Consider the following 19,055-nt stretch of genomic DNA (forward strand, 5'->3'; position numbering starts at 1 on the left):
CCAGCCAGTCCAACTCACCCGCGGCATCGGCATCGGATTGGGCGCGGGCAAGCAACTTGGCCCAGGTGCCATCGGAGCTCCACCGGGTCAACCGCTCATAGGCGGTCTGCCACGGCCCGAACTGCTCGGGCACCTCCCGCCACGGTGAGCCGGTGCGGTACTTCCAGGCGATCGCCTCGATCACCTGCCGGTGATCACGCCACCGCCCTCCACGCCGACCGGCCGAGGACGGCAGCAACGGCTCCATCCACGCCCACGCCTCATCGGAGACCACCGCTCGATGCTGTCGCATCGCCCGGAGCCTGCCGATCCAAACCGCCAAGATCCGTCAGACACGCCCTAGCGGCGGCCGGTCAGCGAGCCGAGCAGGCGGCCCAGCCCGCCGGAGGCCGCGGTGGTCGGTGCGCCGCGGCCGAAGCGGCGGGTCGGGGTGCCGGTCGCCATGCGGGTACGGCCCATGCCCCGGCCGGTCGACATGCCTCGGCCGGTCGACATGCCCCGGCCGGCCATCCCGCGTCCGGTGGTGCGGCCCGCGGCGGCGCGGCCACCGGCGGCCCCGCGACGAGCCGTGGTCTCAGCAGTTCCCAGGAGTCGGTTCAGGATGCCCATGCGTCAGGGGATACCCCTTGATCCACCGCGTGAACCTGGACCTCGGCCCTCCTGCAGGCGCCCGCCGCGTGCGCGGGGGCGGGGGGCAGGAGGGCCCTTCCTCAGGCGGTCGCTCCCGACTGCGCGGGGGTCTCCCCGCCCTCGAGGTCGCCCTCGGTGTCGAGGTAGGCCTGCCGCAGCTCGGCGAGCAGCGCCGGGTCCGGCTCGGCCCACATGCCGCGGTCGACCGCCTCGAGCAGCCGCTCGGCGATGCCGTGCAGCGCCCAGGGATTGGACCGCTCCATGAACTCGCGGTTCTCCGGGTCGAGCACGTAGGTCTCGGTGAGCTTTTCGTACATCCAGTCGGCGACCACGCCGGTGGTGGCGTCGTAGCCGAACAGGTAGTCGACCGTGGCGGCCAGCTCGAAGGCGCCCTTGTAGCCGTGCCGGCGCATCGCCTGCAGCCACTTCGGGTTGACCACCCGCGCCCGGAACACCCGCGAGGTCTCCTCGGTCAGCGACCGGGTCCGCACCTGCTCAGGCCGGGTGGAGTCCCCGATGTAGGCGCGCGGCGCGGCGCCGGTCAGCGCGCGGACGGTCGCCACCATCCCGCCGTGGTACTGGAAGTAGTCGTCGGAGTCGGCGATGTCGTGCTCCCGGGTGTCGACGTTCTTCGCCGCCACCGCGATCCGCCGGTAGGCCGTCTCCATGTCCGGGCGGGCCTGCACGCCGTCGAGGTCGCGGCCGTAGGCGTAGCCGCCCCACACCGCGTACACCTCGGCGAGGTCGGCGTCGCCCCGCCAGTCCCGCGAGTCGATCAGCGACAGCAGCCCCGCCCCGTAGGCGCCGGGCTTGGAGCCGAACACCCGGGTGGTGGCCCGCCGCCGGTCGCCGTGGCCGGCGACGTCGGCCTCGACGTGGGCCTTCACGAAGTTGTGCTCGGGGGACTCCGTGTCCAGCCCCGCGACCAGCGTCACCGCGTCGTCGAGCATGGTCACCACGTGCGGGAACGCGTCCCGGAAGAAGCCGGAGATGCGCACCGTGACGTCGATGCGCGGCCGGCCGAGCTCCTCCAGCGGCACCGCCTCCAGCGAGGTCACCCGCCGGGAGGCGTCGTCCCACACCGGGCGGACGCCGAGGAGCGCGAGCACCTCGGCGACGTCGTCGCCGGAGGTCCGCATCGCCGAGGTCCCCCACACCGACAGACCCACCGACCGCGGCCACTCACCGGTGTCGGCGCGGTAGCGCTCCAGCAGCGAGTCGGCCATCGCCTGACCGGTCTCCCACGCCAGCCGCGACGGGACCGCCCGCGGGTCGACGGAGTAGAAGTTGCGCCCGGTCGGCAGCACGTTGACCAGCCCGCGCAGCGGCGAGCCCGACGGCCCGGCCGGCACGTAGCCGCCGTCGAGGGCGTGCAGGGTGGCGTCGAGCTCGTCGGTGGTGCGCTCCAGCCGGGGCACGACCTCGTCGACGGCGAACCGCAGCACCTCGGCGACCCGGGAGTCCTCGCGCCCGAGCACCTCCCGGACGACGTCGCCGACGGCCGCGGCCGTCCAGCCGCGCTCCTCCATCCCCGACACCAGCGCCTCCGCCTGCGCCTCGACCGCGTCGGTCGCGCGCAGCCCCGCCGACCCGTCCTCGGCCAGGCCCAGCGCCTCCCGCAGCCCGGGCAGCGCCACCGAGCCGCCCCAGATCTGCCGGGCCCGCAGCACCGCCAGCACCAGGTCCACGCGGTCCTGACCCGACGGCGGGACGCCGAGGACGTGCAGCCCGTCGCGGATCTGGGAGTCCTTGATCTCGCAGAGCCACCCGTCGACGTGCAGGATCATCTCGTCGAAGTGGTCGTCCTCCGGCCGCTCGGCCAGCCCCAGGTCGTGATCGAGCTTGGCCGCCTGCAGCAGCGTCCAGATCTGCGCCCGCACCGCCGGCAGCTTCGCCGGGTCCATCGCCGCGACGTTGGCGTGCTCGTCGAGCAGCTGCTCCAGCCGCGCGATGTCGCCGTAGGAGTCCGCGCGCGCCATCGGCGGCACCATGTGGTCGACCAGCGTGGCGTGCGCCCGCCGCTTGGCCTGCGAGCCCTCACCCGGGTCATTGACCAGGAACGGGTAGACCAGCGGCAGGTCGCCGATCGCGGCGTCGGGCCCGCAGGAGGCCGACAGCCCCACCGTCTTGCCCGGCAGCCACTCCAGGTTGCCGTGCTTGCCCACGTGCACCAGCGCGTGCGCGCCGAACACCGACCGCAGCCACCAGTAGGCGGCCAGGTAGTGGTGCGACGGCGGCAGGTCGGGGTCGTGGTAGATCGCGATCGGGTTCTCGCCGAAGCCGCGCGGCGGCTGCACCATCACGACGACGTTGCCGGCCCGCAGCGCGGCGAACACGATGTCGCCCCCGTCCACGAACAGCGACCCCGGCGGCTCGCCCCAGTGCGCCACCATCGCCTCGCGCAGGTCCGCGGGCAGGGTGTCGAAGAAGCGCCGGTAGTCGGCGGCCGGGATGCGCACCGGGTTGCCCGACAGCTGTTCCTCGGTCAGCCAGTCGGCGTCCTGCCCGCCGGCGGCGATGAGCGCGTGCACCAGCGCGTCGCCGTCGAGGTCGGCCACGCCGGGCAGCGCGCCGGGGCCGTCGAACGGGCCGACGTCGTAGCCCTGGCCGTGCATGGCGGCCAGCAGCCGCACCACCGACGCCGGGGTGTCCAGGCCGACGGCGTTGCCGATCCGCGCGTGCTTGGTCGGGTAGGCGCTGAGCATCACCACGATCCGGCGGTCCCGGGGCGCCACCGACCGCAGCCGCGCGTGCGCCACCGCCGTCCCCGCCACCCGGGCCGCCCGCTCGGGGTCGGCGACGTAGCGGGTCAGGCCGTCGGCGTCGGTCTCCTTGAAGGAGAACGGCACGCTGATCAGCCGGCCGTCGAACTCCGGGATCGCGACCTGGTTGCCCACGTCGAGCGGGGACAGGCCGTCGTCGTCGGCCAGCCAGTCCGCGCGCGAGCGGGTCAGGCACAGCCCCTGGACCACCGGCACGTCGAGCGCGGCGAGCCGGCCGACGTCCCAGGCGCCGTCGTCCTCGCCGGCCGAGGCGGTGGCCGGCCGCGAGCCGCCGGCGGCGAGCACCGTGACGACGAGCGCGTCGGCGGTGCGCAGCACGTCGAGCAGGTCGTCGGGGACGCTGCGCAGCGAGCTCACGAACACCGGCAGCGCCTGCCCGCCGGCGTCCTCGACGGCGCGGCAGAGGTCCTCGACGAACGCGGTGTTCCCCGCCAGGTGGTGCGCCCGGTAGTACAGGACGGCGACCCGGGGGCCGCTGCCGGTGGACTCCCGCTCCGGCACACCCCAGTCCGGCGCCACCGACGGCGGCTCGAAGCCCTCGCCGGTGAGCAGCACCGTGTCCGAGAGGAACCGGTGCAGCTGCACGAGGTTGTCCGGCCCGCCCTGCGCGAGGTAGCCGTGCGCCTCGGTGGCCACGCCCATCGGGACGGTGGACAGCTCCATCAGCTCGGCGTCGGGCACCTGCTCCCCGCCGAGGACGACGACCGGCGCGGGGCCGGCCAGCAGGGGGCTGAGCATCTCCTCGTACTGCCGGCGCACGCCGAGGATGCGGACGACGACGAGGTCGGCGCCCTCGGTCAGCGCCGCGATGCCCTCGGCGCCGAGCCGGACCGGGTTGCCCGGGCGCCAGTCGGCACCGCTGGCGCGGGCGGAGAGCAGGTCGGTGTCGCTCGTGGAGAGCAGGACGAACACGCGGCCAGACGCTACCCGGGCGCCCCCGGCCGGTCGCCGAGCGCGCGGAGCACCGCCGCGCGCAGTCGCAGGTACTGCTCGCGGTTGCGGCGGGGGAGCCCGGGCGGGCGGACCACGACCCGCGGCTCCTGCACCGCCTCGTACGGCGCGAACTGCCCGCGGGTGAGGTCGGCCTCGGAGCCGTCGGGCAGCCGGTTCCACCAGTGCACCCCCTGGCGCGACCCGTCGGGCAGCAGCACCTCGGCCAGCAGCAGGTCCCCGCCGAGGAGGTCGTGCAGGACCAGCGCCGTGGCGCCGCACTGGCCGCGGGCGGGGTTCGCCGGCGACCAGTCGGCGAGGTCGCTGTCGTCGCAGGTCTCGCGGCACCAGGCGGCGCGCACGGCGGCGGTGAGCTGCTCGGGGACGGGCACGTCCGGCACCCTGCCCGACGGGGGTGACCTCAGCGCAGCAGCAGCCGGTCGATCGCGTCGGCGAGCCAGTCGGCGTACTGCTCCACCGTCCAGCCGCGGCGGGTGAGGAGCGCGTCCGCGGTGGACTCGCTCAGCACCGCCCAGGCCACGTCCGCCGCGCGGTCGACGTCGAGGTCCTCGCGCAGCCACGGGCGGAACGACTCGACCATCGCGTGCACGTCCTGGTGCCGGCGGGCCTCGTACGCGGTCCACGCCGCCCCGAGCTCGGGATCGACCGCCGCGGCCGCGTCGAAGGCCCGGTGGATCGGCGCGAGCGCCGGGTAGGTGGACACGGCCAGCTCCCGCACGGCCTCCAGCTTCGCGGCCTTCGTCGGCGCGGTCATCATCCGGACCACCGGCTCCCGCCCGATCAGCGGCCGGCTCTCGTCGTCCCCGACGACCGCCCGGTCGACGCAGGCGAGCATCAGCGCCGCCTTGCCGCCCTGGCCGAACACCGTCTGCACCGAGACGCCGGCCGCGGCGGCCACGTCCTTCATGGTCGTCGCCGTGTAGCCCCGCTCGACGAAGCAGCGGGCCGCGGCGTCGAGGACGGCCGCCCGGGTGCGCCGCGCCTGCTCCGCGCGCAGCTCCGAGCGATAGACCCTCTTGCCCCCGGTCACCAGTTGACCTTAGCATCCCACTATTCGTTAGACCGTTACTACATCGAATAGGAGGGAATCCGTGACGACCCTCGACGCCCCCGTCGGGCAGCTGCTCCTCCCCGGCCAGGCCGCCGCCCCGGACGGACCGGTCGACCTGGCGCCCATGTACCTGATGCACCGCGGCTTCCGGCGCGACCTGCACCTCTTCGCCGCCGCGACCGCCGCGACCCCGGCGGGCGACCGGCGGCGGTGGCGGCGGCTCGCCCGCCGGTTCGCCCTCTTCGCCGGGATCCTGCACAAGCACCACCACGGGGAGGACGTCGGGCTGTGGCCGCTGCTGCACGAACGCGGCGCCGACCCCGCCGTCCTGGACGCGCTCGAGGCGGAGCACGAGGGCATCGACCCGCTGCTGCGGACCTGCACCGAGGACCTGACCGCCCTGGCCGCGGGCACGGGCGACGAGTCGACGCGCGAGCGGCTGGCCGGCTGCACGGCGCGGCTGCGCGACGCCCTCTGCGCGCACCTCGCCCACGAGGAGCGCGACGGCATGGCCGAGGTGCAGAGGTACCTCACCCAGGAGGACTGGCACCGGCTCGACGTCGAGGTCTTCGCGGCCGAGTACGGGCCGCGCGACATGCCGGGCGTGATGGGCTGGGTGGCCTCCGGCCTCACCCGTGAGGAGCTGCTGCGGATGCCCACCGCCACACCGGCCCTCGTGCCGATCGCCCGGTTCTTCGCGTGGCGCTTCGACCGCAGCGACGCCCGCACGTTCGGGCCGCGGTCGTGACCACCACCCGGGACCGGCTGCTCACCACCACGCAGCGGCACGCGGCACGGGTGCACACCGCCCTGCTGCGCCGCTCCGGGGGGCGTCTCGGCAACCGCTTCCGCGGCGGCGACGTCGTCCTGCTGACCCACCGCGGCCGCAGGTCGGGGCGCACGCTGACCACGCCGCTGCTGCACGTCCGGGACGGCGAGGACCTGGTCGTCGCCGCCTCGAACGGCGGGGTGGACGCCGAGCCGCAGTGGTGGCTGAACCTGCAGGCCGATCCGCACGGCGAGGTCGAGGTGCGCGGACGGCGGTGGCCGGTGGTGGCGACGCAGGTCGACGAGGCCGACCGCGGCCGGCTGTGGCGGGCGCTGATGGACCGCTGCCCGACCTACGACGACTACCAGGCGAGGGTCAGCCGGCGGATCGCGCTGGTCCGCCTGTCCCCCGCCCGGTAGGGGCGGCTCACCCGGCGCCGAGCGCCGTCACCCCGCGCCCAGGGCCGTCACTCCGCGCCGAGCGCGTCGGCCATGCGGTGGTGCGGCACGGCCTCCTCGCCCCGGCTCTGCCGCTCCAGGGTCCGGGCCAGGGCGCGGCGGGCCCACCCGTTGGCGGGGGCCAGCTCGACCAGCCGGCGCAGGGCGTCCTCGGCGCGCTGCAGCTGGGCCGAGCCGAAGTAGCTGCGCGCCAGGAGCTCCAGCGCGGCCTCGTTGCCCGGCTCGGCCGCCACGAGCGGCTCCAGGACGCGCGCGGCCTCGACCGGCTGCCCCATGGAGAAGAACAGGTCGGCGCGCAGGTAGTCGGAGTGCAGGTCGGACTCGTAGGGCTGCGTCACGCCCGCTCAACAGCCGGAGGGGGTCGGCTCTTCCCGGGACCACGACACGCCCGGAGACCCCCGGCACGAGGAAGTCCGGAACGAGGTGCATCCGTGTGCCATCGAGTTGGGAACAACCGTTACCAGCAGTCCTCCGGCTCGAGGAGCACACCATGGCCCTGTCGCTGCACCGCCACCGGACGGCCGACCGCTCGCCGGCCCCGCCCCGTCAGCAGCAGCCCGATGCGCCGCCCGCGGCGGAGCGCAACCGCGTCTACACCGTCCAGCGGATCGGCGCCTTCGTCGTCGCCGGTGTCATCGCCGTCTTCGGCGTGCTCGGGTTCGCCAACGGGCTGGACTACTTCTCCACCGACGGCGAGCGCGTCCTCGGCCTGTCGTCGAACGGCCTGCTGTCGACCATCTCGATCGTGACGGCGGTCGTGCTGGTGTTCTCCGCGCTGCGCAGCCCGCGGACCGCCTCGACGGTCATGATCGTCATCGGCGTGCTGTTCCTGGTGTCGGCGCTGGCCAACCTGGCCGTCCTCAACACCGACCTCAACGTCCTGGCGTTCGGCATCAGCAACGTCGTCTTCTCCGTGGTCGCCGGCCTGGTGCTCCTGCTGCTCGGCGCCTACGGCCGGGTGAGCGGCAACCTGCCGCCCGACAGCCCCTACGCCCGGGACCGCGACGACGAGGTGTCCCCGGTCTCGCCCGACGAGTACCCGTCGACGCCGGCCGAGTTCGCCGCCGAGCGCGCCATGCGGGACGCCGAGGTCGCCGTCGTCCAGCACGTCGCCTCGTTCGAGCAGCGCCGCCGCGTCGCCGCGATGGCGCAGGTGACCACCCGCAAGGAGCGCCGCGAGGTGTGGATGTCGTTCGACCGGGCCCGCCGGGACGGCTGACGCCGGCCGGTCGTGGCGCCCGCGCCGTACCGTCGCGGGCGCCATGACCACTGCCCGGACCACCGCCCGATCCCGCGCCGACGCCTGCCCGGGCGCGCTGCAGACCCACCCGGCCGCCGACGGCGAGCTGGCCCGCGTCCGTGTCCCCGGGGGGCTGCTGGGCGCGACGCAGGTGCGCGTGCTCGCCGCGGCGGCCCGCGACCTCGGCGACGGCGCCCTGGAGATGACCAGCCGCGGCAACCTGCAGCTGCGCGGGCTGGCCCCGGGCGCCGCCCGGGAGCTCGGTGACCGGCTGGCCGCGGCCGGCCTGCTGCCCAGCGAGACCCACGAGCGGGTGCGCAACGTGCTGGCCAGTGCGCTCACCGGCCGCGCCGGCGGCCTCCTCGACGCCGGCCCGTGGGTGGCCGCGCTCGACGCCGGCCTGTGCGCCGACCCCGGTCTCGCGGAGCTGCCCGGCCGTTTCCTCGCCACCCTCGACGACGGCCGCGGCGACGTGTCCGGTCTCGGCGGCGACGTCGGCCTGCTCGCGCTGTCCCCGTCCTCGGTGGCGCTGCTCCTGGCGGGGGCCGACAGCGGGCTGCGCGCCCCGGTGTCGTCGGCGGTCGACCTGCTGCTGGCCGCCACCCGGGCCTTCCTCGCCGAGCGCGCGGCCCAGGGCGGCACCGCCTGGCGGCTGGCCGAGCTGGACGGCGGCCCGGCGCGGGTGCGCGACCGGCTCCCCGGCTCCCCGGTGCCCCCGGTCGCCGTCCCGGCGGCGCTCGCGGCCGGCCCGGTGGGGGCTCGATCGCAGCCCGACGGGCGGACGGCGCTGGTCGGCGTCGTCCCGCTGGGGCGCCTGTCCGCCGGGCAGGCCGACCTCCTCGCCGGGCTGGCGGGCGGGGTCCAGCTGACCCCGTGGCGCAGCGTGGTCGTGCCCGACCTGCCCGAGGACCGGGTGGACGACGCCGCCGTCGACCTGCACCGCACCGGGATCGTGTTCGACGCCGCGAGCCCGTGGACGCGGGTCACCGCCTGCGCCGGCCGGCCGGGCTGCGCGCGGTCGCTGGCCGACGTCCGGGCCGACGCCGCGGCCGCCGTCGCGGGCGGCACCGTGCCGGAGGGGATCCGCGTGCACTGGGCCGGGTGCGGGCGCCGGTGCGGCCGCCCCCGCGGGGAGGTGCTCGACGTCGTCGCGACCCCCGAGGGCTACCGCACCCAGGTGCCGATGTCGCGATGATGGCTCACTCGGGGTCGGGGTAGCGCGCGCCGGCGGGGATCTCGGTGCCCTCGTCGAGCCGCGCCCGCAGCCCGACCAGGGTGACGTCGCCCTCGCCGCCCACCGAGCTGCCCGGGCCGACGTCGACGCCGTCGTCGACCACCGAGCGGGTCACGGTCGCGCCCGCGCGCACCCGCACCCCGGGCAGCAGCACCGAGTCCAGGACCGTCGCGCCGGCCTCGACCACCACGCCCGGGGACAGCACCGAGCCGCGCACGTTGCCCGAGATGCGGGTGCCGCCGGAGAGCAGGCTGTTCTCGATCTGGCCGTCGTCGAGCACCCGGGCCGCGCTGTGCCGGCCGCCGCGGGTGTGGATCGGCCACCGCGGGTCGTCGAGGTCGATCGGCGGCTCGGGCGAGAGGAAGTCCCGGTGCGCCTCCCAGTAGGACTCCACCGTGCCCACGTCGCGCCAGTAGCCCTTGAGCGGGTACGCCCGCGCCAGGCCGTCGCGGGTCTGCGCCGGCAGCAGGTGGGTGCCGAGGTCCTCCAGCCCCTCCTCGCCCACCTCCGACCGCAGCTGCTCGAGCCGGTCGAGCGTCGGCCCGGGGTCGAAGACGAACACCTCGTTGGTGGCGGTGGTGGTGGCCGGCTCGTCGGGCTTGTACGCGTAGCCGGTGACCCGGTCGCCGTCGACCTCGACGATGCCGTAGCGGGCGGCGTCGCCGGCGTCGACCTCCGTGGTCACCATGGTCACCTCCGCCCCCGACTGCAGGTGCGCCTCGGCGACCTCCCGGTAGTCGAGCTCGTAGACGGCGTCGGAGCTGACCACCACCAGCGCGTCGGCGCCGAACCCGCGGATGAGCTCGGCCTGGCGCCACAGCGAGTTCGCCGTCCCGGTGTTCCACCCGCCCCGCTCGGTCCCCTGGAACGGCGGCAGCGTCATCAGCCCGCCGCTGGTGCGGTCGAGGTCCCACGGCCGCCCGTTGGCCAGGTGGTCGGCCAGCGAGGTCGGGTGCTGCTGGATCGACACCCACACGTCGGGGATCTGGGAGTGCTGGCAGTTGCTCAGCGGGAAGTCGACGAGCCGGTAGACCCCGGCGAAGGGGACGGCGGGCTTGGCGCGGTTCGCGGTGAGCAGCTGCAGGCGGCCGCCCGCACCACCGGCCAGGACGAGGACGAGCAGACGGGGAAGGGCCATGGCCCCCCGCTACCCCGCCGGGCCGGGCCGTAGCCTCGCGGGCGATGTACGAGTACGAGAAGGACGGCGCCGAGATCTACCGGCGGTCGTTCGCGACCATCCGGGCCGAGGCCGACCTCAGCGGCCTGCCCGACGACGTCGCCCGCGCCGTCGTGCGCATGATCCACGCCTGCGGCCAGGTCGACCTGGCCGCCGACGTCGCCTTCAGCCCCGACGTCGTCCGCCGCGCCCGCGAGGCCCTCGACGCCGGCGCGCCCGTGCTGTGCGACGCGCAGATGGTCGCCTCGGGCGTCACCCGCCGCCGCCTGCCGAAGGACAACGACGTCGTCTGCACCCTCGGCGACCCGCGCGTCCCCGCCCTGGCCGCGGAGCTCGGCACCACCCGCACCGCCGCCGCGCTGGAGCTGTGGCGCGACCGCCTCGACGGCGCCGTCGTGGCCGTCGGCAACGCCCCCACCGCGCTGTTCCACCTGCTGGAGATGGTCGCCGCCGGCGCCCCGCGCCCGGCCGCGGTCCTCGGCATCCCGGTCGGCTTCATCGGCGCCGCCGAGTCCAAGGAGGCGCTGGCCGCCTCCGACCTGGAGTTCCTCGTCGTCCGCGGACGGCGGGGCGGCAGCGCCATGACCGCCGCGGCCGTGAACGCGATCGCGAGCGACGTCGAGTGACCGGCCGCCTCTACGGCGTCGGGCTGGGGCCCGGCGACCCCGAGCTGGTCACCGTCAAGGCCGCGCGGCTGATCGCCGCCGCCGACGTCGTCGCCTTCCACGCCGCGCAGCACGGCCGCTCGGTGGCCCGCGCGCTGGCCGCCCCCTACCTGCGGGAGGGGCAGGTCGAGGAGCTGCTGGTCTACCCGGTGACCACGGAGGCCACCGACCACCCCGGCGGCTACCAGGGCGCGATCGACGAGTTCTACGAGGCCGCCGCGGCGCGGCTGGCCGCGCACCTCGACGCCGGCCGCGACGTGGTCGTGCTCGCCGAGGGCGATCCGTTCTTCTACGGCTCCTACATGCACATGCACAAGCGGCTCGCGCACCGCTACCCCACCGAGGTCGTGCCCGGGGTGACCAGCGTGAGCGGCGCCGCGGCGGTGGTGGGGCGGCCGCTGGTGGAGCGCGACGAGGTGCTCACCGTGCTGCCCGGCACCCTCCCGGCCGACGAGCTCGCCGAGTGGCTGGCCACCACCGACTCCGCGGCGGTGCTGAAGCTGGGCCGCACGTTCGGGCAGGTGCGCGAGGCGTTCGAGGCCGCCGGTGTCCTCGACCGCGCGCTCTACGTCGAGCGGGCCACCACCGACCGGCAGCGCACCCTCCCGCTGGCCGACGTCGACCCCGCGACCGTCCCCTACTTCTCCCTCGCGCTGCTGCCCAGCCCGCTGACCGGACCGGGCAACGCGCCCGTGCCCCCGGACGACGGGGCGCGCACCGGGGAGGTCGTCGTCGTGGGCCTGGGCCCCGGCGCCCGCGGCTGGACGACGCCCGAGGCCGCCGACGCACTCGCCTGCGCCGACGACCTGGTCGGCTACGGCCCCTACCTCGACCGCGTGCCGGCCAACCCGCGCCAGACCCGCCACCCCAGTGACAACCGGGTGGAGGCCGAGCGCGCCGCGCACGCCCTGGAGCTGGCCCGGTCCGGACGGCGGGTCGCGGTCGTCTCCAGCGGCGACCCCGGCGTGTTCGCGATGGCCGCGGCGGTGCTCGAGGTCGCCGGCCGCCCGGAGCACACCGGCGTGCGGGTGCGGGTGCTGCCCGGCCTGACCGCCGCGCAGGCCGTGGCCGCGCGGGTCGGCGCCCCGCTGGGCCACGACTTCGCCGTCATCAGCCTCTCCGACGTGCTCAAGCCGCTCGACGTCGTCCTCGACCGGCTGCGCGCCGCCGCCGCGGCCGACCTGGTCCTCGCCCTCTACAACCCGCGCTCGAGGGCGCGCCCGCACCAGCTCGGCGAGGCGCTGACCGCGCTGCTCGAGGTGCGCAAGCCCGGGACCGTGGTCGTCGTCGGCCGCGACGTCGGCGGGCCGGAGGAGGAGGTCCGGGTGACCACGCTCGGCGAGCTGGACCCCGAGACCGTGGACATGCGCTGCCTGGTGCTGGTCGGCTCGTCGCAGACGCGGGTGACGCCGTCGGGACAGGTCTACACACCGCGCCGCTACCCGGCGTGACGCGCCGGGGCGGGGAACAACGCCGTCCCCGCGCCGCTTGGCTCGTGTCGTGCCCGCCCTGCGTCTCTCCCGGCCCGCCGCGTTCTGGTCGGTGGCCGGACTCCTCGTGCTGGTGCTGGCCGCCTCCGGTGTCCCGTCGCCGCTCTACCGCGTCTACCAGGAGCAGTTCGGCTTCGGCGCCGGCGTCCTGACCCTCGTCTTCGGCATCTACGCGTTCGCGCTGCTGGCCGCGCTGCTGGTGGTCGGCAGCCTGTCCGACCACGTCGGGCGGCGGCCGGTGCTGGCCGGCGGGCTGCTGCTGCAGGCGGTCGCCATGGTGGTCTTCCTCGCCGCCGACGGCGTGGGCTGGCTGCTGGCCGCCCGCGTGCTGCAGGGGCTGTCCACCGGCGCGCTCACCGGGTCGCTGGGTGCCACCCTGCTCGACCTGCAGCGCCCCGGGCGGCGGCCGCTCGGCGCGCTGCTCAACAGCGTCTCCCCCGGCCTGGGCCTGTCCCTCGGCGCGGTCGGCGCCGGCGTGGCCATCGAGAGCACCGCCAGCCCGACGCCGTGGGTGTTCGGCGTGCTGACCGTCGTCTTCGTGCTGGGGACGGCGCTGGTGCTGCTCCTGCCGGAGTCCTCGCCGCGGCTGCCCGGGACGCTGGCCTCGCTGCGCCCGCGGGTCGAGGTGCCGCGGCCGCAGCGCCGGGCGTTCGCCGTCGCCGTCCCCGCGCTGGTCGCGCTGTGGGCGATGGGCGGGCTGGTGCTCTCCCTGGGCCCGTCGCTGGTGGCCGGGGTCTTCGGCATCACCGACCACCTCGTGGGCAGCCTGCTCATCCTCTGCATGCAGGGCGCCGGCGTCGTCGGGAGCCTGCTGGCCCGCGACCTGCCCCCGCGCCGGTCGATGGGCGGCGGCTGCCTCGTGTTCGCCGTCGCCGTGGCCGCCCTGCTGGTCGCGCTGGCCACCGGCTCGGCCTGGCTGTTCTTCGTGTCGGCCGCGGTGGCGGGCACCGGCTTCGGCGCGGCGTTCCTCGGCGCGGTGGCGCTGGTGACCGCCGGTGTCGCGCCGGGTCACCGCGCGGGGCTGCTGTCGAGCGTCTTCGTCGTCGGGTATCTGGCCTTCAGCGTCCCGGCCATCGTCGCCGGCATCACCTCGAACGCGGTGGGCCTGCAGCTCGTCGCGGAGGTCTACGGCGCCGTCGTCATCGTGCTCGCCGTCGGCGCGGCCGCCGGTCTGCGGCTGGCCGACCGCCGCCGTCCGGCCGCCGACCGCACGGAGGAGCCGGCGGAGCCGCTGGCCGCTTGACCGCCTGTCTCCTGGCAGGTGACCACGACCGGGCCGCCGACCTCTCCACCTCGTGCCGCAGCTGGTGTCCGCAGACGGTCGCCGGCCCAGGCTCGCTCCGCGTGACCGGGTGGTGGGTACCGACAGTCGCCGTGACCGACGACCCGTCCCGCGAGGACCACGAGCGACTGCGCGAGCAGCTGGCCGCCTCCCGGGAGGACCGCCTCGCCGACGTCCGCCTCCGGTTGCTGGGGAGGACCGAGGACCTGAACCCGGACTGACACCCTCCGACCGCTGGTCGGCGGCTCAGACGAGGGGCCGCTCGAAGGTCACCAGGACGCCCTCCACGCCGCCGGGCCCGATGCGGCCCTTCACCTCGACGGCGGTGATCGCCTTGAGCTGCCAGCCCTCGCGGGCGTGCGCGTTGAGGACCTTCTCCAGCTTGTCGCCGGACATCTTGCCGCCGATCACGCCCTCGCGGATCTCCTCGACCTTGTACTCGTAGCGCGCAGCCATCGACCGCTCCCCTCGCCGGTACGGACGGCCAGCCTGGCCGGTCGGGCACCCGGTGTCCACGCCTCCGACGTCGTCCGGGCCGCCTCCGGTCAGGACGCCGCCCGGCCCACCGCGGCGCAGTAGCGGTCGTGCTCGGCGCGCACCTCCGCCACCGGGGCCAGCACCTCCTCGTCGGCCACCTCCGCGACCCGCGCGGTGAGCCGGCGTCGGGCCGTGCGCGCCCGGCGTCTGGCGCCGGCGGCCACCAGCGGCCGGGACAGCACCGCCAGCAGCAACCCGGCGAGCAGGCCCAGCACGAGCAGCACCGTGGGCAGCGGGATGCCCTGCACGCGGGGCAGCGGGACGACGTCGTCGAGCTGCAGCAGCCCGAGGGCGACCAGGCCGATGAGCCACAGCGCCCCGGCCAGCGCCACCAGCGCGAGCAGCCACTGCAGCCCGCCGACGGCGCGCTGCCACAGCGGCGTGCGGTCCGGGCCCAGGTCGGTGCCGGCGACGGCGCGGTCGAGCCGGTCGGGCAGCCGCTCGCCGACGTCCTCGGTGGTGCGGCGCAGCTCGTCGCGCCAGGCCGGGGGCAGGCCACGGCCGGCGTCGTCGCGGGCCCGGCGCAGCGCGGCGTCCATGCCGGCCAGCTGCACCGCCCCGGCCTCAGGCAGCGAGGTGCGCGACCGCTCGTCGCCCAGGTGCAGCCGCGACAGCGGGTCGGCGCGCAGCTTGCGCGTCCACCGCAGCAGCGGCCAGCCGGTGTGCGCGGTGCCGTTGCGGCGGGCCGAGCGCTCGACGGCGGCGACGACGGCGGGCACCCCGGCGGCGTCGGCCAGCGCCCCGGTGAGCTCGTCGCGCGCGGCCCGGCCGGGTCCGCGGTCGCGGCCGAGGCCGGGCGCGCAGTGGGCGGCGAGTGCCCCGGCCGCGGCGCGGGCGTCGGCGGTGAGCCGGTCGGTGGCGGCCTTGCGCGCACCCACCCGGCGGGCCAGCTCGGCGCGCAGCTCCGGCAGCCCCAGGCCGGTGCGGGCCGCGGTGGGCAGCACCGGCGTGCCGGCCAGGCCCTCCTCGTCGAGCAGCCGGCGCAGGTCGGCCAGGCACGCCACCACCGCGGCCTCGTCGAGCCGGTCGACCTGGTTGAGCACCACCAGCAGCACGCCCGCGTGCCCGGCCAGCGGCGCGAGGTAGCGGGTGTGCACGGCGTCGTCGGCGTACTTCTGCGGGTCTAGCACCCACACCAGGACGTCGACCAGCTGCACCAGCCGGTCCACCTCCAGCCGGTTCTCCAGCCGCACGCTGTCGTGGTCGGGCAGGTCCAGCAGCACCAGCCCGTCGAGGGCCGGGTCGCCGTCGTCCACCCGGTGCCGCCGCGGGACCTCCAGCCAGTCGAGCAGCCGGTCGGCGCCGTGCTCGCCCCACACGCTGGCGTGCGCGACGCCGGTCGTCGGCCGCCGCACCCCCGGCGTGCTCACCTCGGCCCCGGACAGCGCGTTGAACAGCGTGGACTTGCCGCTGCCGGTGGCCCCGGCCAGCGCGACGACGGTCGCGTCGCCGAGCGCCTCCCGGGCGCCGGCCTTGGCCAGCAGCTGCCGGGCCGCGCCCACCTCGGGCACCTCCAGCCGCCCCTCGGCCACGCCGACCGCCTCGCGCAGCGCGGCCAGCCGGTCGGCCAGCGGCGTCTCCCGACCCCTCACGCGGCCACGCCCCGGGCCGCGGCGAGCGTGGCGACGGCGGCGCGCAGCCGGGCGGCCGCGTCCGGGGCGCCGCCGACGACGCCGAGCAGCTCGTCGAAGCGGTCCTGCTCGGCGCCCAGCAGCCGGGTGGCGCGGGCGTCGAGGTCGGCGCGGGCGCGGGCGGCCAGCGCGCGCACCGCGGCGTCGCCGAACACCGCCTCCAGCACCCGCTGGCCCACCGCGGTCGTCCCGCCGGCGATCGCCAGCTCCGCACCCGACAGCCCCGCCGTCGAGGCGAAGACGGCGACCATCACCACCGCCCCGGCACCGTTCACCCCCCAGGACAGCAGCCGCGCCCGCGACCGCCGGCTCGCGCCCTCCTCGCGGACCAGGTCCAGCACGTACCCCTGCCAGTCGCGGACCTCCTCGGCGGCGGCCGGGGCGAAGTCCGGCGAGGCCGCGCCCAGGTCCTCCTCCCGTCCGGCCACCAGCGCCCCGCCGCCGGGCAGCGAGCGCCACGCGGTGACCGTGCGCTCGGCGGCGCGGTCGGCCTCGGACCGCAGCAGCGTCTCCACGCCGGACTCCAGCGCCCCGGACAGCGAGTCCGCCGTCGACGGCCGGCCGGTGAGCGCGGCACCGATCCGGTCGCGCAGCCGCCCCACCTGGCTCTGCAGGGAGCGCATCCACTCGCCGGTGCCGACGAAGTCCTGCCAGCGGGCGAGCACCTCCCCGCGCAGCAGGCTGCCGTTGCCCACGCCCTCGGCGACGGCGGCGCGCGCGCCGCCGTAGGCGGCGTCGGCGGCGTCGGCCAGGCCGTGCGCGGCCGCGGCCTGCTCGTCGACCCCGTCGGCCACCGCGGCGACCCGCCCGTCGAGGCTCTCCAGCGCCCCGGCCAGCGTCTGGCGCACCACGGCGGCGCGCTGCTCCTGGTCGGCCGCCAGACCCCGCAGCCAGTCGCGCAGCGGCGCGACCTGGTCCTCGGGCAGGAAGCCGTCGGCCAGCGGCCGCTCCTCGACGACGAACAGCCGCGCGCCGCCCAGCCCGCCGCGCTGCAGCATCGAGGCGAGGTCGGCGGCGACCTCCGTCACCGCCTCCGGCGGCGTCCGGTCCAGCACGACGGCCAGCGCGGTGCCCCGCTCCTGCGCCGTCCGCAGCAGGTCCCACGGGACCGCGTCGGCGTAGCGCGCCGCCGTCGTCACGAACACCCACAGGTCGGCGGCCGACAGCAGCTGCCCGGCGAGGTCGCGGTTGGCCTCCACCACCGAGTCGACGTCGGGGGCGTCGATGAGCGCCAGCCCCGGCGGCAGCGCCTCGCTGGGCACCAGCCGCAGCCCGCCGGTGACGTCGCGGGCGCTCTCGCCGCCGCCGGTGGTGCGCGGCAGGCCGGGGAGCACGCGGTCGCCGGAGAACGCGGCGAGGTCGACCGGCGAGCAGACCAGCACCGGCGCGCGGGTGGTCGGCCGCAGCACACCGGGCGCGGTCACCCGGGCACCCAGCACGCTGTTGACCAGCGTGGACTTGCCGGCGCCGGTCGAGCCGCCGACCACCGCCAGCAGCGGGGCGTCGAGGTCGCGCAGCCGCGGCAGCAGGTAGTCGTCGACCTGGTCGACGACGGCCCGCGCGGTGCGGGCGGTCGCCTCGCGGCCGGGGGTGGCCAGGCCGAGCGGGGCGTGCGCGACCGCGTCGCGGAGCTCCTGCAGCGCGTCGGTCAGCGGAACGGGTCCGGTCACCCCCGGTAGGTAGCCCGCGGCGGCCCCCGCTACCCGTTGTCCCCGGTGGGCGGCCCGTCCGGGTGAGGCGGACCGGCCGCCCTCGGGAACCGGTCGTGCACGACCTATGCACCGGCGTGCGCACCGTGAGCCCACCGGCGACGACCGGCCCGACGTCCTGGGCCGCGGAGCTCGACCGCCTCCTCGCGCGTCCCGAGACGCTGCGGCTGGTGTTCCAGCCGATCGTCGACGTCGCCCGCGGGGTGGTCGCCGGCTACGAGACCCTCGCCCGCTTCACCGACGCCGACGGCGGCCCGAGCGCGGCCACCCCCGACCGCTGGTTCGCCGCCGCCGACGCCGCCGGGATCGGCGCCCGCGTCGAGGCGCTGGTCATCGAGCGCTGCCTGCGGCTGCGCGAGAGCCTGCCGCCCGACTGCTTCCTGACCGTCAACGTCAGCCCCCACCTGCTCCCCGAGCCCGAGCTCGCCGAGCTGCTGCTGGGTGCCGGCGACCTCGCCCCCCTCGTGCTGGAGCTCACCGAGCACCAGGACGTCGCCGACGTGCGCCCGCTGCTGGACCTGCGCGACCGGCTGCTCGACCGTGGCGCCCTGGTCGCCGTCGACGACGCGGGGTCGGGCTACTCCGGCCTGCAGCAGCTGACCGCCGTCCGGCCGCAGATGATCAAGCTCGACCGCGCGCTGGTCGCGGGCGCCGACACCGACGAGGTCAAGCTCGCCCTCGCCAGCTGCTCGGCGAGTTCGGCGGCGACTGACCGACCCCCCACGCACACCCCGGAGGTCCCCCGATGCAGAGCTTCTCCTGCGGCGACGTCGTCCCCGGCTGCGGCCGCACGTTCACCGCCCCCGACGAGGGCGGCATCCTCGCCCAGGTGGCGGCCCACGCCGCGGCCGACCACGGCCTGACCGAGGTCCCGCCCGCCCTGGTGGCGCAGGTCCGCTCCCGGATCACCGCCGCCTGACCGGCGGGGTCACCCCGGGACGGCGTCGGGGTCACCCCAGGACGGCGTCGAGGAACTCCCCGACCCGGCCGCGCAGCTCCGCGACCCGCTCCTCGCCCACGAGGAGCGGGTCGCGGTCGTGCAGCCACGGCGGGATCTCGGTGCGGGCGCGGGCGGCGCAGCCGAGGTCGGCGCACACGTAGGTCCCCACCGTGTTGCCGTTGCGCCCGGCCTCACCGGCCCGCCGCGCGGTGAACAGCGAGACCGCGTCGCCGGACTGCGTGGACCGGCACAGCAGGCACATCACGCTGCGGCGGGCCGACATCCGCGACTCCGCGGCGCGCAGCGCGATGCCGACCGGCCGCCCCTCCCGCTGCACCACGAGGTAGCCGCGCAGCGGCGCCTTCGCGTCGCGCCAGCCGAGCACCTCCAGCTCGTCCCACGGCAGGTCGGCCAGGTCGCGCGGCAGGGTGGCGGCGTTCGCCTCGCCCTTCGAGCAGTTGACGAAGGAGCGCCGCACCTGGGTCTCGGTCATCGGTTCCACGAGGCG

General features: G+C 76.5%; 19 protein-coding genes and 1 pseudogene. 10 read left to right on the forward strand and 10 right to left on the reverse strand.

Annotated elements, in window-relative coordinates; all coding sequences use genetic code 11:
* The 4 genes from CHC04_RS23740 to CHC04_RS21210 all read right to left on the reverse strand — a co-directional run.
* Positions 1-274: transposase (locus CHC04_RS23740; RefSeq protein ID WP_176450133.1), on the reverse strand; the 274-nt coding region annotated here is incomplete at its 3' end.
* 436 nt (positions 275-710) lie between these two features.
* Entirely contained in the window at positions 711-4,325 is a 3,615-nt protein-coding gene (gene cobN, locus CHC04_RS21200) for a cobaltochelatase subunit CobN (RefSeq protein WP_089405956.1), read from the reverse strand.
* Between the two features lie 11 nt (positions 4,326-4,336).
* A complete protein-coding gene (locus CHC04_RS21205; protein ID WP_217897497.1) occupies positions 4,337-4,735 on the reverse strand; it encodes a YunG family protein in 399 nt (132 codons plus the stop codon).
* A 29-nt stretch (positions 4,736-4,764) separates the two neighbouring features.
* Positions 4,765-5,394 (reverse strand): TetR/AcrR family transcriptional regulator, encoded by a 630-nt coding sequence (locus CHC04_RS21210; protein ID WP_176450138.1) that lies wholly within the window; start codon positions 5,392-5,394, stop codon positions 4,765-4,767.
* 61 nt (positions 5,395-5,455) lie between these two features.
* On the opposite strand from CHC04_RS21210, the gene CHC04_RS21215 reads away from it, so the two are divergent.
* Both CHC04_RS21215 and CHC04_RS21220 read left to right on the forward strand, forming a co-directional pair.
* Positions 5,456-6,163 (forward strand): hemerythrin domain-containing protein, encoded by a 708-nt coding sequence (locus tag CHC04_RS21215; RefSeq protein WP_089405959.1) that lies wholly within the window; start codon positions 5,456-5,458, stop codon positions 6,161-6,163.
* Complete coding sequence (locus CHC04_RS21220) at positions 6,160-6,603, forward strand: nitroreductase/quinone reductase family protein (RefSeq protein ID WP_176450139.1); 444 nt, start codon at positions 6,160-6,162, stop codon at positions 6,601-6,603. The genes CHC04_RS21215 and CHC04_RS21220 overlap by 4 nt, the downstream gene beginning before the upstream one ends.
* A 47-nt stretch (positions 6,604-6,650) precedes the next feature.
* Here CHC04_RS21220 and CHC04_RS21225 read toward each other — a convergent pair whose 3' ends face one another.
* Positions 6,651-6,980 (reverse strand): tetratricopeptide repeat protein, encoded by a 330-nt coding sequence (locus tag CHC04_RS21225; protein WP_245817602.1) that lies wholly within the window; start codon positions 6,978-6,980, stop codon positions 6,651-6,653.
* 152 nt (positions 6,981-7,132) lie between these two features.
* Between CHC04_RS21225 and CHC04_RS21230 the strand changes: the two genes are divergently transcribed.
* Both CHC04_RS21230 and cobG read left to right on the forward strand, forming a co-directional pair.
* Positions 7,133-7,861 (forward strand): DUF4383 domain-containing protein, encoded by a 729-nt coding sequence (locus CHC04_RS21230; RefSeq protein WP_089405961.1) that lies wholly within the window; start codon positions 7,133-7,135, stop codon positions 7,859-7,861.
* A gap of 43 nt (positions 7,862-7,904) precedes the next feature.
* Positions 7,905-9,077: a precorrin-3B synthase gene (cobG, locus tag CHC04_RS21235; RefSeq protein WP_089405962.1), complete on the forward strand. Its 1,173-nt coding sequence runs from the start codon at positions 7,905-7,907 to the stop codon at positions 9,075-9,077.
* Between the two features lie 4 nt (positions 9,078-9,081).
* Here the strand turns inward: cobG and CHC04_RS21240 are convergent, their stop codons facing one another.
* Positions 9,082-10,254, reverse strand: coding sequence for a glucose-1-phosphate adenylyltransferase family protein (locus CHC04_RS21240; RefSeq protein WP_089405963.1), 1,173 nt, complete (start codon positions 10,252-10,254; stop codon positions 9,082-9,084).
* Positions 10,255-10,298: 44 nt separating this feature from the next.
* Between CHC04_RS21240 and CHC04_RS21245 the strand changes: the two genes are divergently transcribed.
* From CHC04_RS21245 to CHC04_RS25390, 4 genes are all read left to right on the forward strand, one after another.
* A complete protein-coding gene (locus CHC04_RS21245) occupies positions 10,299-10,919 on the forward strand; it encodes a precorrin-8X methylmutase (protein ID WP_089405964.1) in 621 nt (206 codons plus the stop codon).
* A complete protein-coding gene (locus CHC04_RS21250) occupies positions 10,916-12,409 on the forward strand; it encodes a precorrin-2 C(20)-methyltransferase (protein WP_089405965.1) in 1,494 nt (497 codons plus the stop codon). The genes CHC04_RS21245 and CHC04_RS21250 overlap by 4 nt, the downstream gene beginning before the upstream one ends.
* 49 nt (positions 12,410-12,458) lie before the next feature.
* Positions 12,459-13,691 (forward strand): MFS transporter, encoded by a 1,233-nt coding sequence (locus tag CHC04_RS21255; RefSeq protein ID WP_089405966.1) that lies wholly within the window; start codon positions 12,459-12,461, stop codon positions 13,689-13,691.
* Between the two features lie 131 nt (positions 13,692-13,822).
* Complete coding sequence (locus CHC04_RS25390) at positions 13,823-13,951, forward strand: hypothetical protein (protein WP_281252263.1); 129 nt, start codon at positions 13,823-13,825, stop codon at positions 13,949-13,951.
* 25 nt (positions 13,952-13,976) lie between these two features.
* On the opposite strand, the gene CHC04_RS21260 is transcribed toward CHC04_RS25390, so the two are convergent.
* The 3 genes from CHC04_RS21260 to CHC04_RS21270 all read right to left on the reverse strand — a co-directional run bounded on the left by CHC04_RS21260 (position 13,977) and on the right by CHC04_RS21270 (position 17,568).
* A complete protein-coding gene (locus CHC04_RS21260) occupies positions 13,977-14,186 on the reverse strand; it encodes a DUF4177 domain-containing protein (protein WP_089405967.1) in 210 nt (69 codons plus the stop codon).
* An 89-nt stretch (positions 14,187-14,275) separates the two neighbouring features.
* Positions 14,276-15,859 carry a YfjP family GTPase gene (locus CHC04_RS21265; RefSeq protein WP_089405968.1) on the reverse strand — a complete coding sequence of 528 codons (1,584 nt, stop codon included), beginning with the start codon at positions 15,857-15,859 and terminating at the stop codon, positions 14,276-14,278.
* Positions 15,856-17,568 (reverse strand): GTPase family protein, encoded by a 1,713-nt coding sequence (locus tag CHC04_RS21270; RefSeq protein ID WP_089405969.1) that lies wholly within the window; start codon positions 17,566-17,568, stop codon positions 15,856-15,858. Before CHC04_RS21270 ends, CHC04_RS21265 begins: the two co-directional genes overlap by 4 nt.
* Before the next feature lie 209 nt (positions 17,569-17,777).
* On the opposite strand from CHC04_RS21270, the pseudogene CHC04_RS21275 reads away from it, so the two are divergent.
* Both CHC04_RS21275 and CHC04_RS21280 read left to right on the forward strand, forming a co-directional pair.
* Positions 17,778-18,227 (forward strand): annotated as a pseudogene (locus CHC04_RS21275) (EAL domain-containing protein); the annotation flags it as partial.
* A gap of 125 nt (positions 18,228-18,352) precedes the next feature.
* Positions 18,353-18,526, forward strand: coding sequence for a DUF1059 domain-containing protein (locus CHC04_RS21280; protein ID WP_089405970.1), 174 nt, complete (start codon positions 18,353-18,355; stop codon positions 18,524-18,526).
* A 31-nt stretch (positions 18,527-18,557) separates the two neighbouring features.
* Here the strand turns inward: CHC04_RS21280 and CHC04_RS21285 are convergent, their stop codons facing one another.
* The gene (locus tag CHC04_RS21285; RefSeq protein ID WP_245817633.1) at positions 18,558-19,040 is read right to left on the reverse strand and encodes an FBP domain-containing protein; all 483 of its coding nucleotides are present in this window, start codon (positions 19,038-19,040) and stop codon (positions 18,558-18,560) included.
* Between the last annotated feature and the right edge of the window lie 15 nt (positions 19,041-19,055).

The sequence above is a fragment of the Geodermatophilus saharensis genome, from assembly GCF_900188205.1.
Taxonomy (GTDB): domain Bacteria; phylum Actinomycetota; class Actinomycetes; order Mycobacteriales; family Geodermatophilaceae; genus Geodermatophilus; species Geodermatophilus saharensis.

Excerpts from the sequence above, each read along its gene's own strand:
- CHC04_RS21280 (WP_089405970.1), top strand. The coding sequence starts at position 18,353 with ATGCAGAGCTTCTCCTGCGGCGACGTCGTCCCCGGCTGCGGCCGCACG.
- cobG (WP_089405962.1), top strand. The coding sequence starts at position 7,905 with ATGACCACTGCCCGGACCACCGCCCGATCCCGCGCCGACGCCTGCCCG.
- CHC04_RS21245 (WP_089405964.1), top strand. The coding sequence starts at position 10,299 with ATGTACGAGTACGAGAAGGACGGCGCCGAGATCTACCGGCGGTCGTTC.
- CHC04_RS21230 (WP_089405961.1), top strand. The coding sequence starts at position 7,133 with ATGGCCCTGTCGCTGCACCGCCACCGGACGGCCGACCGCTCGCCGGCC.
- CHC04_RS21285 (WP_245817633.1), bottom strand. The coding sequence starts at position 19,040 with ATGACCGAGACCCAGGTGCGGCGCTCCTTCGTCAACTGCTCGAAGGGC.
- CHC04_RS21240 (WP_089405963.1), bottom strand. The coding sequence starts at position 10,254 with ATGGCCCTTCCCCGTCTGCTCGTCCTCGTCCTGGCCGGTGGTGCGGGC.
- CHC04_RS21260 (WP_089405967.1), bottom strand. The coding sequence starts at position 14,186 with ATGGCTGCGCGCTACGAGTACAAGGTCGAGGAGATCCGCGAGGGCGTG.